Source organism: Pseudomonas sp. KB_12, assembly GCF_052114545.1.
Taxonomy (GTDB): domain Bacteria; phylum Pseudomonadota; class Gammaproteobacteria; order Pseudomonadales; family Pseudomonadaceae; genus Aquipseudomonas; species Aquipseudomonas brassicacearum.
Window position 1 is genome coordinate 49,486 of the sequence record NZ_JBFREY010000010.1, and the last position, 12,168, is coordinate 61,653.

A 12,168-nucleotide genomic window follows, 5' to 3' on the forward strand; every position below is an offset into this window, starting at 1 on the left:
GTGGCGAGGCGACGTCAGTCTGTGTCGCAGGCAGGCTGCTGTCTCTTTCGACAGCAGCGGATAGCGATGGGTGACGCGCTTTACTGCAGGCTTGCGTGCAGGCGGCGTGCAGCCTCCTGGCCGCTGAGCCATGCGCCTTCGACCCGGCCGGACAGGCACCAGTCGCCGCACACATACAGGCCCAGGTCGGCATCGGCCAAGGCGCCCCATTCGTGGTTGCCGGCGGGGCGGGCGTAGAGCCAGCGATGGGCCACGCTGAAGCTCGGTGCGGGCATCGCGCTGTGCAGCAGTTCGGCGAAGGCGCCGTGCAGATGTTCGATCACCGCTTCCTTGGACAGGTCGATGTGCTGCCGGCTCCAGTCGCTGGTGGCGTGCAGTACCCAGGTGTCGAGCGTGTTGTCGCGTCCCGGCTTGCTGCGGTTGCGCGCCAGCCAGTCCAGGGGACTGTCCTGTACGAAGCAGCCTTCCATGGGCGTATCCAGCGGTGTTTCGAAGGCCAGCGCCACGGCCCAGGTCGGGTCCATCTTCACGCCGGCGGCCACTGCGGCCAGCTTCGGTACGGCCGCCAGCAATGCGGTGGCCTGGGGCGCGGGCGTGGCGATCACCACCTGGCCGAAGGGGCCGTGGGTGAAACCTTCGGCGTCCTGCAAATGCCAGTGTTCCTGGCCGCGGTACACCTCGGTGATCCGGCAGGAAAACTGCACCTGCAACTTGTCGAGCAAGGCGCGGGTGATGGCGCTCATGCGCGGCGTGCCGACCCAGCGGGTCTGTTCGTCCGGCGATGGGCTCAGTTGTCCGTTCTGGAAGTTGTAGAGTTGCGGGTTCCATTCCGCCGCCCAGCCGTTGGTTTGCCAGCGCTGGACCTCGGTGACAAAGCGGCGATCGCGGGCGGTGAAGTATTGCGCGCCCATGTCCAATGCGCCGGCGTCGCTGCGTTTGCTCGACATGCGTCCGCCGCTGCCGTGGCTTTTATCGAAGAGTTGAACGATATGCCCGGCCTCCGTCAGGGCCTGGGCGGCTGAAAGTCCGGCGATGCCGGTGCCGATGATTGCGATAGGTACAGTCATGAGGGCCTCGTTTACCTTTCTGTACAGACTACGCCGTCGTTTAAACCTGTACAATTCTGGTTTTTGGTATAAGTTTTACCGTTCGCGTTTGGACAGCTTGTCCTATTGTTAAACACAGACCCTGTCCGATACGAAAAATCCCTGCTTATAAAAATAGACTAATGGGCCGGGTAAAACGCGATACGAGGAACATCTCATGCACATATTGCTGACCGGCGGTACTGGTTTGATCGGACGTCAGCTCTGCCGCCTCTGGTTGGGGCAGGGACATCGCTTGACGGTATGGAGTCGCCGACCCGAAGAGGTGGCGAAAATCTGTGGGGCAGACGTGCGAGGCGTTGCCAGGCTCGATGAAGTTGTCGAGCCGGTGGACGCGGTGGTCAACCTCGCGGGAGCGCCGATTGCCGACCGGCCCTGGAGCCACAAGCGCAAGATGTTGTTGTGGAGCAGTCGCATCACGTTGACGGAAGTTTTGCTGGCGTGGCTGGAGCGTTGCGAGCAGAAACCACAGGTGTTGATTTCCGGTTCTGCGGTGGGCTGGTATGGCGACGGTGGCGAGCGTGAGTTGACCGAGGAATCGGGGCCGGTGAGTGAAGATTTCGCCAGCCAGTTGTGCATCGCCTGGGAAGAAACCGCGCAACGGGCCGAGGCGTTGGGCATACGCGTGGTGCTGGTTCGTACCGGTCTGGTCCTGTCTGCCGAGGGCGGCTTTTTGTCGCGGCTGCTGCTGCCGTTCAAACTGGCGCTGGGCGGGCGTATCGGTAATGGTCGGCAGTGGATGCCGTGGATTCATATTGACGATCAAATCGCCCTGATTGATTTTCTTCTGCACCGCTTTGAGGCCAGCGGTCCTTATAATGCGTGCGCTCCAAACCCGGTGCGCAACCGCGATTTTGCCAAAGCCCTGGGGCGTGTATTGCATCGGCCTGCCGTGGTGCCGATGCCGGAACTTGCGTTGAAAGTCGCGCTGGGGGAGTTGTCATTGCTGTTGCTCGGCGGCCAGCGCGCCACGCCGGCCCGATTGCAGGCGGCGGGTTTCACATTCCGGTTCACTGATTTGCCTGCGGCCCTGGAAGACTTGTCCAGCCGCCTTTGAAATAGGACGTTGCATGACCGATCACGCGTTGCTTCTGGTGAATCTGGGTTCGCCTGCCTCCACTTCGGTGGCCGATGTGCGCCGCTACCTCAATCAATTCCTGATGGATCCGTATGTCATCGACCTGCCATGGCCGGTTCGGCGCTTGCTGGTGTCGCTGATCCTGATCAAGCGTCCCGAGCAATCGGCCCATGCCTACGCCTCGATCTGGTGGGAGGAGGGTTCGCCGCTGGTGGTGCTCAGCCGCCGGCTGCAACAGGCCATGACCGCGCAGTGGACCCAGGGGCCGGTAGAGCTGGCAATGCGTTATGGCGAGCCGTCCATTGAGTCGGCGTTGGTGCGGCTGGCGAGCCAGGGTCACAAGAAGATCACGTTGGCGCCGTTGTATCCGCAGTTCGCCGACAGCACCGTGACCACGGTGATCGAGGAGGCCAAGCGGGTCGTGCGGGAAAAGAAACTCGATGTGCAGTTCTCGATTCTCCAGCCATTCTACGACCAGCCCGAATACCTCGACGCCCTGGTGGCCAGTGCCAAGCCGTACCTGATGCAGGAGCACGATCATCTGTTGTTGAGTTTCCACGGCTTGCCGGAGCGACACCTGACCAAGCTCGACCCCACGGGGTTCCATTGCTTCAAGGATGCCGACTGCTGCAAGAACGCGCCGCCGGAGGTCATGGCGACCTGTTACCGTGCGCAATGCATTCGCACTGCCGAGCTGTTCGCCCAACACATGGGGCTCAAGGCTGGCCAGTGGTCGGTGTCGTTCCAGTCGCGATTGGGCCGGGCCAAGTGGATCGAACCCTATACCGAAGCACGCCTGGAGGAACTGGCCAGAAGCGGCGTGAAGAAAGTCTTGGTGATGTGCCCGGCGTTCGTGGCCGACTGCATTGAAACCCTGGAGGAAATCGGCGATCGCGGCCGCGAGCAGTTCCGTGCGGCGGGGGGGGAGGAGTTGGTGCTGGTGCCTTGCCTCAATGATGAGCGGCAGTGGGCGCAGGCGTTGAGCACTCTCTGCGAACGGGCGCCGATAGCTTTGTGAGGTTCAAGGGCCTCATCGCGAGCAAGCTCGCTCCCACAGTGGATCTCGAGTGATCACAAAATTTGTGTTCACAACAGATCCCCTTGTGGGAGCGAGCTTGCTCGCGATGACTTTCTGACTGACAACAAAGTGCTTCAGATCAGCGGCTCATCCGCCTGCTTCTGCTTCCAGCTGTCATTGCCCGGTAGCAGCAGGTTCAGCGCGATCGCCACCACTGCGCACAGCGCGATGCCTTTGAGGCCGAAGTCGTCCGGCCCAGTGCCGGTGCCCACCAGCACACCACCGATGCCGAACACCAGCGTGACCGAAACGATCACCAGGTTGCGCGCTTCGCCCAGGTCGATCTTGTGGCGGATCAGGGTGTTCATGCCCACTGCCGCAATCGAACCGAACAACAGGCACAGGATCCCGCCCATCACCGGCACCGGGATGCTTTGCAGCAGCGCACCGAACTTGCCGATGAATGCCAGGCTGATGGCAAAGATCGCCGCCCAGGTCATGATCTTCGGGTTGTAGTTCTTGGTCAGCATCACCGCGCCAGTCACCTCGGCGTAGGTGGTGTTGGGCGGGCCGCCGAACAGGCCGGCGGCGGTGGTGGCAATGCCGTCACCGAGCAGTGTGCGGTGCAGGCCGGGTTTTTTCAGGTAGTCGCGACCGGTCACGCTGCCCACGGCTATCACGCCGCCGATGTGCTCGATGGCCGGCGCCAGGGCGACCGGTACGATGAACAGGATCGCCTGCCAGTTGAACTCCGGTGCGGTGAAGTGCGGCAGGGCGAACCACGGCGCGGCGGCGATTTTCGCGGTGTCCACGACGCCAAAGAAAAATGCCATGGCAAAGCCCACCAGCACGCCGGAAATGATCGGCACCAGGCGGAAAATACCTTTGCCGAACACCGCCACGATCAGGGTGGTGAGCAGGGCCGGCATCGAAATCAGCATCGCGGTTTGATAATGAATCAGCTCGGTACCGTCGCCGGCCTTGCCCATCGCCATGTTGGCGGCAATCGGCGCCATGGCCAGGCCGATGGAGATGATCACCGGGCCAATCACCACTGGCGGCAGCAGCCGGTCGATGAACCCGGTGCCCTTGATCTTCACCGCCAGGCCCAGAAAGGTGTAGACGAAACCTGCCGCCATCACGCCGCCCATGGTCGCGGCCAGGCCGAACTGGCCCTTGGCGAGGATGATCGGGGTGATGAAGGCAAAGCTCGAAGCCAGGAACACCGGCACCTGGCGCCCGGTGACGATTTGGAACAGGATCGTTCCCAGGCCGGCCGTGAACAGCGCCACGTTAGGGTCCAGTCCGGTGATCAGCGGCATCAGTACCAGCGCGCCGAAGGCGACGAACAGCATCTGCGCGCCGGATAGCACCTGGCGCCAGAGCGGATCGTTGAACTCATCCTGCATGCTCAAGCGTCCTTCTGCTTGGTGCCGAAGATCTTGTCGCCGGCATCGCCCAGGCCCGGGATGATATAGCCGTGTTCGTTGAGTTTCTGATCGATGGACGCGGTGTAGATGGTCACGTCCGGGTGGGCATCGTGCACGGCCTTGATGCCCTCGGGGGCCGCGACCAGCACCATGGCGCGGATGTCCCGGCAACCGGCTTTTTTCAACAGGTCGATGGTGGCGACCATGGAACTGCCGGTGGCGAGCATCGGGTCGATGATCATCGCCAGGCGCTCGTCGATTTCCGGCACCAGTTTTTCCAGGTAGGTGTGCGCCTGCAGGGTCTGCTCGTTGCGAGCCACGCCCACGGCGCTGACTTTGGCCCCTGGAATCAGGCTCAGTACGCCTTCGAGCATGCCGATACCGGCGCGCAGGATCGGCACCACGGTGATTTTCTTGCCGGCGATTTTCTCGACCTGGACCGTACCGGCCCAACCGTCGATTTCATAGGACTCCAGCGGCAGGTCCTTGGTGGCCTCGTAGGTGAGCAGGGCACCGACTTCCTGGGCGAGTTCACGGAAGTTCTTCGTGCTAATGTCAGCGCGGCGCATCAGGCCGAGTTTGTGTCTGATCAGCGGATGGCGGATCTCGAGGATGGGCATGGGGAAGGCTCCGACGGCGGGCAAAAAAACCGGTCTAGATTAATCTATCCGAGGGTGTTGTCCTATAGACAATACAGAACGTTAGTCCACAAACGCTTGATCTGGCCGGGCGGGATGCGTACCTTTGCCCGTTTTTCCGAACCCGTCCCTCCCCTCAACTTCCCCTGGAGAGCGCCATGTCCGCTGATCTCGAGCATATCCGTCAAATCATGCGAGAGGCTGACTGCCTGTACACCGAAGCCGAAGTCGAAGCGGCTATCGCCCGTGTCGGTGCGCAAATCAACGAGCAACTGGCCGATGCCAATCCGGTGGTGTTCTGTGTCATGAACGGCGGGCTGATTTTCTCCGGCAAGCTGCTGACCTACCTGAACTTCCCCCTGGAAGCGTCCTACCTGCACGCGACGCGTTATCGCAACGAAACCAGCGGCGGCGACCTGTTCTGGAAAGCCAAGCCGGAAGTCTCGTTCATCGATCGCGACGTGCTGATCATCGACGACATCCTCGACGAAGGTCACACCCTGGGCGCGATCATCGACTTCTGCAAACACGCCGGTGCCCGCGCCGTGCACACCGCCGTGCTGATCGACAAGGACCACGACCGCAAGGCCCGTCCGGACTTGAAAGCCGATTTCGTCGGCCTGCCGTGCATCGACCGCTACATCTTCGGCTACGGCATGGACTACAAAGGTTACTGGCGCAACGCCAATGGCATTTTCGCCGTCAAGGGAATGTAATCGATGACCCGGCCAAGCTTTCTGGACCATGCACTGTTCGATGAATTGGCCGAAAAAGCTGCGGCCAGCCCTCGTGGGCGGCAGCACCATAACTTCCACGAGATGGATGAGCCGTGCCACCGCATGGCGGTGGGCTTGCAGCCTTCGACCTACATCCCGCCGCACCGCCATCTGAGCGCCGACAAGGCGGAAACCTTGCTGGTGCTCAAGGGGCGGTTGGGGGTGTTGATCTTTGATGAAGCCGGCGCGGTGGTGGACAAGCGCATCTTGCAGGCCGGTGGCGATTGCCTCGGCGTCGACCTGCCGGCCGGCGTGTATCACGGATTGGTGGTGCTGGAAGCCGACAGCCTGATGTTCGAATGCAAGGCCGGCCCCTACCGGCCCGTGGGCGAGGGCGAACTGGCCCACTGGGCACCCCGTGAAGGCGAGGCCGGCGTGGCGCAATACCACGCCTGGATGCGCGCCCAGTTCGACTGACCTGTGGGCGAGGAGGCTTTTGTGGCGAGGGAGCTTGCTCCCGCTTGGGTGCGAAGCACCCACCTGCAATGGCACAACTCCACCCAGGGGGCTGCTACGCAGCCCAGCGGGAGCAAGCTCCCTCGCCACAAAGGCTCCCTTGCCACAGATCAGGCAGGGCTTGCGTGAGCGGTGCTGCCAGCAGCCAGCCATTGCTCGCTCTTGACCCGCGCCTGCTCCAGGGTCTGCACATACGCCAATTGCCGCTGCTCGCGATGGATACCGGCACGGCGCAGCTTCAGGCGCACCCTTGGTGCCGTCGCGACCAGGATCAGGCCGATGCCCTGCTTGCGGTAATCCTTCAGGATGTTTTCAAACGCAGCCAGCGCGGTCATGTCCAGCATGGGCACGGCGCTCATTTCCACCACCACCACGCGCACCCCCGGATCGAACTTGCGCAGCACGTCGAGGGCTTTTTCTGCCGCACCGAAGAACAGCGGCCCACGAATTGCATAGCAGCGTACATGCTCGGGCATGTCCAGCAGGGCCTGGTGGAAGTGGCGGGGCAGTTCGGCGCTGTCGGTCAGTTCGCTCATGCGCTTGATGAACAGCCCGGCGGCCAGCAGCAGGCCGACGGCGACGGCCATGACCATGTCGAACAGGACGGTCAGGCTAAGGCAGGTCAGCAGCACCAGTACGTCGCTGCGCGGGGCGATGCGCAAGGTATGCAACACGTGTCCGGCTTCGCTCATGTTCCAGGCCACTATCACCAGTAGCGCCGCCAGTGCGGCCATGGGCAGGTAGCTGAACAATGGCGCCAGCAGCACCATCGCCAGTAGCACCACAAGGCTGTGAATGATCGCGGCCAGCGGTGAAGAAGCGCCGCTGCGCACATTGGTCGCGCTGCGGGCAATGGCCGCCGTGGCGGTGATACCGCCGAACAGCGGCGCCACGAGGTTACCCAGGCCTTGGCCGATCAGCTCGGCATTGGGGTCGTGCTTGCTGCCGGTCATCCCATCCGCCACCACGGCGCACAGCAGCGATTCGATGGCGCCAAGCATGGCAATGGCGAAGGCCGGGCCCAGCAGTTGGCGGATAAGGTCATAGGAAAGCGTCAAGGGATGACCCTGGCCATCTGGCAGGTTCCATGGCCACTCGAAACTCGGTAAAAACGGCGGGATACCGGGGTGGCTGATGCCATCGACCACGTAGCTGAAACGCTCACCCAATGTCGCCACCGGCCAACCGCCGCGCTCCAGCGCCAGTCCCAATAGCGCCCCGACCAGCAAGGCCACCAAATGCCCGGGAACCCGCGGTACCCAGCGTGGCCAGGCAATCAGTACCGCCAGGCACGTGACGCCGATGATGCCATCGCCGAGCCGGGCACTGGGCAGTGCCACGATCAGTTCGCCCACCTGTTCGATGTAGTGCTTGGCTTGCCCGAAGGTGGTCAGCCCCAGCAGATCCTTGAGTTGCAAGGTGGCGATGACCACACCGATCCCGGCGGTAAAGCCGAGGATCACCGGGTAGGGGATGTATTGGATCAGCCGTCCGGCGCGCATCAATCCCAGGGTGACGAGAATCAGGCCGGCGAGCATGGTGCATAACAACAGGCCGCCGAGGCCGTATTGTTGGGTGATGGGCAGCAGGATCACCACGAACGCCGCCGTCGGCCCGCTGACGTTAAAGCGCGAGCCGCCGGTGAGGGCGATCAAGGGCGCGGCCACCAACACCGTGTACAAGCCATGTTGCGGCGGCACGCCGACGGCAATCGCCAGGGCCATGGCCAGTGGGATGGCGATGATGCCGACGGTCAGCCCGGCCACCAGGTCGCCACGCAGGCGCTCCAGGGTGTAACCGGCGCGCCAGGTTTGGCGCCAGGCGGCAAACAATGGTGGGGCGGAGAAAGACATGGATACTCCTCGCAAGGTGGGGCTGGCACTGGCCCTATGGCGAGGGAGCTTGCTCCCGCTGGGCCCGTAGGAGCTGTGTAGGAGCTGTCGAGTGCAACGAGGCTGCGATCTTTCCCCAGCCACTTGAGTCCCAAGCGAAAGATCAAAAGATCGCAGCCTTCGGCAGCTCCTACACAAAACCAGCGGGAGCAAGCTCCCTCGCCACAAAGGCATGCGTCGCTAGACCGGGGCTGATGGCTCTTTGAGTATGCCGTGCTCGTTGCGCGGATGTATTGATCTGGATCGTTATTTTTACCGCCCAGGCTCATGCTAGAGTGCCCGGCCAAGACCCTGGAGCTTGTCATGCGTGTATCGATCCGCCGCTGCGCTACTTTGCTGTTGATCTCCAGCCTGCCCCTGGCGGCCGAGGCTGCGCCGATGCACAGTCAGTTCCTGCCGCCTGATGACCTGGTGGTGCGCCAGGAGCAGCCTGAACAGCAGCAGTTGCTGCAAGTGACCGAGTATTCGGTGGTGCTGGGTAACCAGCGTCAGTCCAATCAGCAACCGATTCCGGTCACTTCGCCGCTGCTGGTCCGCCTCAAGGGCAAGCCGATGAACAAGGGCGCGACCCTCAGCCAGGTGATCCTTAACTTCGATGGTGAAAGCAAAAGCCTGAAGAAACCGGTTTTCGACGAGGCGAGCAAGACCCTGACGCTGTCTTATCCACAGGCCCAGTACCGGGTGGTCATCGATCTGCTGCGCAACAACACGGTCTATGTGCAGTTTCTCACTTACGCCAACGGCCATATCTGGGCGGACCTGCACACTGGTACCGAACGCCCGCGTTGAGCCCCGAGGCCTGCCGGGGGTAAACTGCCCGCCCCGTGAACTGTGCGAGCTGGAGCCGGCAATGCGTAAAGACAAGAAACAAGTGATTGGCGACGAGATTGGCGATGAACAGATCAAGCTGTTCCTCAATTTCGAACCGGTCGATGCCACGTCGCCGTCGTTGCACAAACTGATCAAGGCCTACCGCGGCCTGCGGGTCGATGACTTTGAACGCTTCCTGACGTTCTTCGTCGAGGCCGGCCATGACCTCAACGGCAAGGATGAGCACGGCAATGATTTCGTCGCGCTGGTTCGCGACCAGCGTAATGCTGAGGATTACATCGAATTGATCGAGAAGGCGCGTGGCTGATTGATCCTGGGCCTGCTTCGCAGGCCAGCGGGAGCAAGCTCCCTCGCCACGAAAGCGTCACCCATAAAAAACGCCCCGCTCTCATGGAGAACGGGGCGTTTTTTTATGCGATCAAATCAAGCGTAGCTTTGGGTCTCGCTGCTTTCTTCAACCAGCTCCAGCGCGATGTTGTTCTGTGCATTGATCTTGCGATACAGCGCCGCGTCGGTTTCCAGCACTTTTTCCCGGGCCGGGAAGATCTCTGCGAGCTTGGCAGCCCACTCGCCCTTGGCTTTGTCCGGGAAGCAGCGCTCGATCAGTTCCAGCATGATCGACACGGTCACCGAAGCACCCGGCGACGCGCCGAGCAGGGCGGCGAGGCTGCCGTCCTTGGCCGCCACCAGTTCGGTACCGAACTGCAGGACGCCACCTTTCTTCGGGTCTTTCTTGATGATCTGCACCCGTTGGCCGGCCACTTCCAGGCGCCAGTCCTCGGCTTTCGCCTCGGGGTAGAAGCGACGCAGGGATTCCAGGCGCTGTTCCATGGACTGCATTACTTCGCTGATCAGGTACTTGGTCAGGTCCATGTTGTCCCGGGCCACGGCCAGCATCGGGCCGATGTTGCCGGCACGTACCGACAGCGGCAGGTCCATGATCGAGCCGTGCTTGAGGAACTTGGTGGTGAAACCGGCGTATGGCCCGAACAGCAGGGATTTCTTGCCATCGACCACGCGGGTGTCCAGGTGCGGTACCGACATCGGTGGCGAGCCCACGGCGGCCTGGCTGTAGACCTTGGCCTGGTGGTGCTTGACCACTTCCGGGTTGTCGCAACGCAGCCACTGGCCACTGACCGGGAAGCCGCCGAAGCCCTTGCTTTCCTCAATGCCCGAGGCTTGCAGCAGCGGCAACGCCGCACCGCCGGCACCGAGGAATACGAACTTGGCGTCGACATCGCGGCTGCTGCCGGAATTGACGTCCTTGATGCTCACGGTCCAGCCACTGCCGTTGCGCTTGAGGCCGGTGACGCGCTTGCAGTATTTGACCTGGGTGTCCGGGGCGCTGGTCAGGTGCTTGAGCAACTGGTTGGTCAGGGCGCCGAAGTTGACGTCGGTACCGTTCATGACGCGGGTGGCGGCGATGACCTCATCGGCCGGCCGGCCAGGCATCATCAGCGGCATCCACTCGGCCATCCGGGCCTTGTCCTCGGTGTATTCCATGTCGGCGAAGGCGTGATGCTGGTGCATCAGCTCGAAGCGCTTCTTCAGGAACGACACGCCTTTCTCGCCTTGCACGAAGCTCAGGTGTGGCACCGAGGCGATGAAGGACTTGGAGGAGCCGAACGTGCCTTTTTTGGTCAGGTACGTCCAGAACTGCTTTGACACCTCGAACTGGGTGTTGATGTGCACGGCTTTCTTGATGTCGACATTGCCGTCGGCCGCCTGGGGCGTGTAATTGAGCTCACACAGCCCGGCGTGACCGGTGCCGGCGTTGTTCCAAGGGTTGGAACTCTCCGCGGCACCGGAATCCATCAGCTCGACGACTTCCAGCGAGATCGCGGGGTCGAGCTCCTTGAGCAGTACGGCCAGGGTGGCACTCATGATACCGGCCCCTACCAGAACTACATCGACTGCTTCGTTATGCGCCATTTAACGCGTCTCCAAAATCTGCAGCACCAAATTGTCGGCATAGCGGCCAGGAGTGGCGGGGCAGGTCAGTTGCGCCCCAGTTATCCATGGCCAGGATCGCCATGTCCGAATCTTCGCAATTTTTCGCACCTACTGCGGATGCATGCAGCCTGGCCTCAAGAGTCACATGAACTCATTTAAGCGCCGGGCAGGCAATTCGACTTATGGCCGAGACATCCGTTCGTGCAACCAAATCCGTAGCGGACAGGCTTCAGGCGCCGGTTCTTGAGCGATATCCGGTCCTGTGTCGTTGGGCTGTTTCAGACGCTAATGGTGCTTGTTCAGACGCAAAACTCTTCATTTGCTCGCCACACTCTCGTGAAGTTGTGAAAACCCGTTTTTTCACGCTCTTTTGAAGACGTGAACCTCAAAAAAGGGCTGTCCCAGCCTGGCACTGCGCCCGGTTTGGTTGCCCCCATGTAGTACATGACAGGCAAAACGGGCAGACAGCTCAGTGACCGAGCGTAATGACAGCTCTGCAGATTCGCGAAAAGTGGTGATTTGCCTGGAGGAACAGCAAGCACGCCAGCTTCACTCTATCTGTGTGGGCGGCTCTCTGTGGGCGTTGCGGGGTGCCAATACCAGCGCATCAGCGGTGTTGCGAGGCCCGATCAGGAGACGTCCTTATAATCGGGGGGAGATTGTATCGAAGAAACGCAGGGAAATGGTCGTGTTTAATGACTTTTATTAGCCGTCCGGTCAGATGGTCAACAGCTGCCGGTTACGTGCGCGGGCAGGAAGCGGTTGCACGCGGGCGCTGGCGGGCAATGGCTGGTGCAGCCAGTTGAGACGGATCTCTTCGATTTCCACCCAGCCTTCGCCCATGGGTTGCAGGCTGCACTGCTTGAATGCCTGGCAACGGCCGTTGCGATCGAGCAAGGCGAAGCTGCGGTGATGAGGGCGAGGGGTGAACAGGGAAATAAGGAAGCGCATGATCGGATACCGGGTCAGGGAGCTTGGGATAAGCCTGAC

The 12,168-nt window shown here is 61.7% G+C and carries 12 protein-coding genes; 6 read left to right on the forward strand and 6 right to left on the reverse strand.

Going from position 1 to position 12,168, the window contains the following annotated elements; genetic code table 11:
* Window positions 1-80: 80 nt before the first annotated feature.
* Entirely contained in the window at window positions 81-1,067 is a 987-nt protein-coding gene (locus AB4Z20_RS10465) for an NAD(P)/FAD-dependent oxidoreductase (protein WP_063324394.1), read from the reverse strand.
* Between the two features lie 196 nt (window positions 1,068-1,263).
* On the opposite strand from AB4Z20_RS10465, the gene AB4Z20_RS10470 reads away from it, so the two are divergent.
* Entirely contained in the window at window positions 1,264-2,163 is a 900-nt protein-coding gene (locus AB4Z20_RS10470) for a TIGR01777 family oxidoreductase (RefSeq protein WP_442089846.1), read from the forward strand.
* Between the two features lie 13 nt (window positions 2,164-2,176).
* Window positions 2,177-3,202, forward strand: coding sequence for a ferrochelatase (gene hemH / locus AB4Z20_RS10475; RefSeq protein ID WP_442089847.1), 1,026 nt, complete (start codon window positions 2,177-2,179; stop codon window positions 3,200-3,202).
* 134 nt (window positions 3,203-3,336) lie between these two features.
* Here hemH and AB4Z20_RS10480 read toward each other — a convergent pair whose 3' ends face one another.
* Together AB4Z20_RS10480 and upp are read right to left on the reverse strand one after the other, a co-directional pair.
* The gene (locus AB4Z20_RS10480) at window positions 3,337-4,611 is read right to left on the reverse strand and encodes a uracil-xanthine permease family protein (RefSeq protein WP_214512462.1); all 1,275 of its coding nucleotides are present in this window, start codon (window positions 4,609-4,611) and stop codon (window positions 3,337-3,339) included.
* 2 nt (window positions 4,612-4,613) lie between these two features.
* On the reverse strand, window positions 4,614-5,252 hold the full coding sequence (upp, locus tag AB4Z20_RS10485; protein WP_018606486.1) for a uracil phosphoribosyltransferase: 639 nt from the start codon (window positions 5,250-5,252) through the stop codon (window positions 4,614-4,616).
* Window positions 5,253-5,428: 176 nt separating this feature from the next.
* Between upp and AB4Z20_RS10490 the strand changes: the two genes are divergently transcribed.
* On the forward strand, window positions 5,429-5,986 hold the full coding sequence (locus AB4Z20_RS10490; protein ID WP_053125250.1) for a hypoxanthine-guanine phosphoribosyltransferase: 558 nt from the start codon (window positions 5,429-5,431) through the stop codon (window positions 5,984-5,986).
* Window positions 5,987-5,989: 3 nt separating this feature from the next.
* On the forward strand, window positions 5,990-6,463 hold the full coding sequence (locus tag AB4Z20_RS10495; protein ID WP_214512464.1) for a WbuC family cupin fold metalloprotein: 474 nt from the start codon (window positions 5,990-5,992) through the stop codon (window positions 6,461-6,463).
* Window positions 6,464-6,612: 149 nt separating this feature from the next.
* Here AB4Z20_RS10495 and dauA read toward each other — a convergent pair whose 3' ends face one another.
* Entirely contained in the window at window positions 6,613-8,355 is a 1,743-nt protein-coding gene (gene dauA / locus AB4Z20_RS10500) for a C4-dicarboxylic acid transporter DauA (RefSeq protein WP_442089848.1), read from the reverse strand.
* Between the two features lie 342 nt (window positions 8,356-8,697).
* On the opposite strand from dauA, the gene AB4Z20_RS10505 reads away from it, so the two are divergent.
* A complete protein-coding gene (locus tag AB4Z20_RS10505) occupies window positions 8,698-9,183 on the forward strand; it encodes a hypothetical protein (RefSeq protein WP_442089849.1) in 486 nt (161 codons plus the stop codon).
* A gap of 61 nt (window positions 9,184-9,244) precedes the next feature.
* Window positions 9,245-9,532: a PA4642 family protein gene (locus AB4Z20_RS10510; RefSeq protein WP_014340173.1), complete on the forward strand. Its 288-nt coding sequence runs from the start codon at window positions 9,245-9,247 to the stop codon at window positions 9,530-9,532.
* A 116-nt stretch (window positions 9,533-9,648) separates the two neighbouring features.
* Here the strand turns inward: AB4Z20_RS10510 and mqo are convergent, their stop codons facing one another.
* Window positions 9,649-11,157, reverse strand: a complete 1,509-nt coding sequence (mqo, locus tag AB4Z20_RS10515) for a malate dehydrogenase (quinone) (protein WP_258689349.1) — start codon at window positions 11,155-11,157, stop codon at window positions 9,649-9,651.
* 738 nt (window positions 11,158-11,895) lie between these two features.
* The gene (locus tag AB4Z20_RS10520; RefSeq protein WP_072344449.1) at window positions 11,896-12,129 is read right to left on the reverse strand and encodes a hypothetical protein; all 234 of its coding nucleotides are present in this window, start codon (window positions 12,127-12,129) and stop codon (window positions 11,896-11,898) included.
* Window positions 12,130-12,168 lie beyond the last annotated feature (39 nt).

Coding starts and splice junctions, on each gene's coding strand:
- AB4Z20_RS10465 (WP_063324394.1), bottom strand. CDS start 1,067: ATGACTGTACCTATCGCAATCATCGGCACCGGCATCGCCGGACTTTCA.
- AB4Z20_RS10470 (WP_442089846.1), top strand. CDS start 1,264: ATGCACATATTGCTGACCGGCGGTACTGGTTTGATCGGACGTCAGCTC.
- hemH (WP_442089847.1), top strand. CDS start 2,177: ATGACCGATCACGCGTTGCTTCTGGTGAATCTGGGTTCGCCTGCCTCC.
- AB4Z20_RS10480 (WP_214512462.1), bottom strand. CDS start 4,611: ATGCAGGATGAGTTCAACGATCCGCTCTGGCGCCAGGTGCTATCCGGC.
- upp (WP_018606486.1), bottom strand. CDS start 5,252: ATGCCCATCCTCGAGATCCGCCATCCGCTGATCAGACACAAACTCGGC.
- AB4Z20_RS10490 (WP_053125250.1), top strand. CDS start 5,429: ATGTCCGCTGATCTCGAGCATATCCGTCAAATCATGCGAGAGGCTGAC.
- AB4Z20_RS10495 (WP_214512464.1), top strand. CDS start 5,990: ATGACCCGGCCAAGCTTTCTGGACCATGCACTGTTCGATGAATTGGCC.
- dauA (WP_442089848.1), bottom strand. CDS start 8,355: ATGTCTTTCTCCGCCCCACCATTGTTTGCCGCCTGGCGCCAAACCTGG.
- AB4Z20_RS10505 (WP_442089849.1), top strand. CDS start 8,698: ATGCGTGTATCGATCCGCCGCTGCGCTACTTTGCTGTTGATCTCCAGC.
- AB4Z20_RS10510 (WP_014340173.1), top strand. CDS start 9,245: ATGCGTAAAGACAAGAAACAAGTGATTGGCGACGAGATTGGCGATGAA.
- mqo (WP_258689349.1), bottom strand. CDS start 11,157: ATGGCGCATAACGAAGCAGTCGATGTAGTTCTGGTAGGGGCCGGTATC.
- AB4Z20_RS10520 (WP_072344449.1), bottom strand. CDS start 12,129: ATGCGCTTCCTTATTTCCCTGTTCACCCCTCGCCCTCATCACCGCAGC.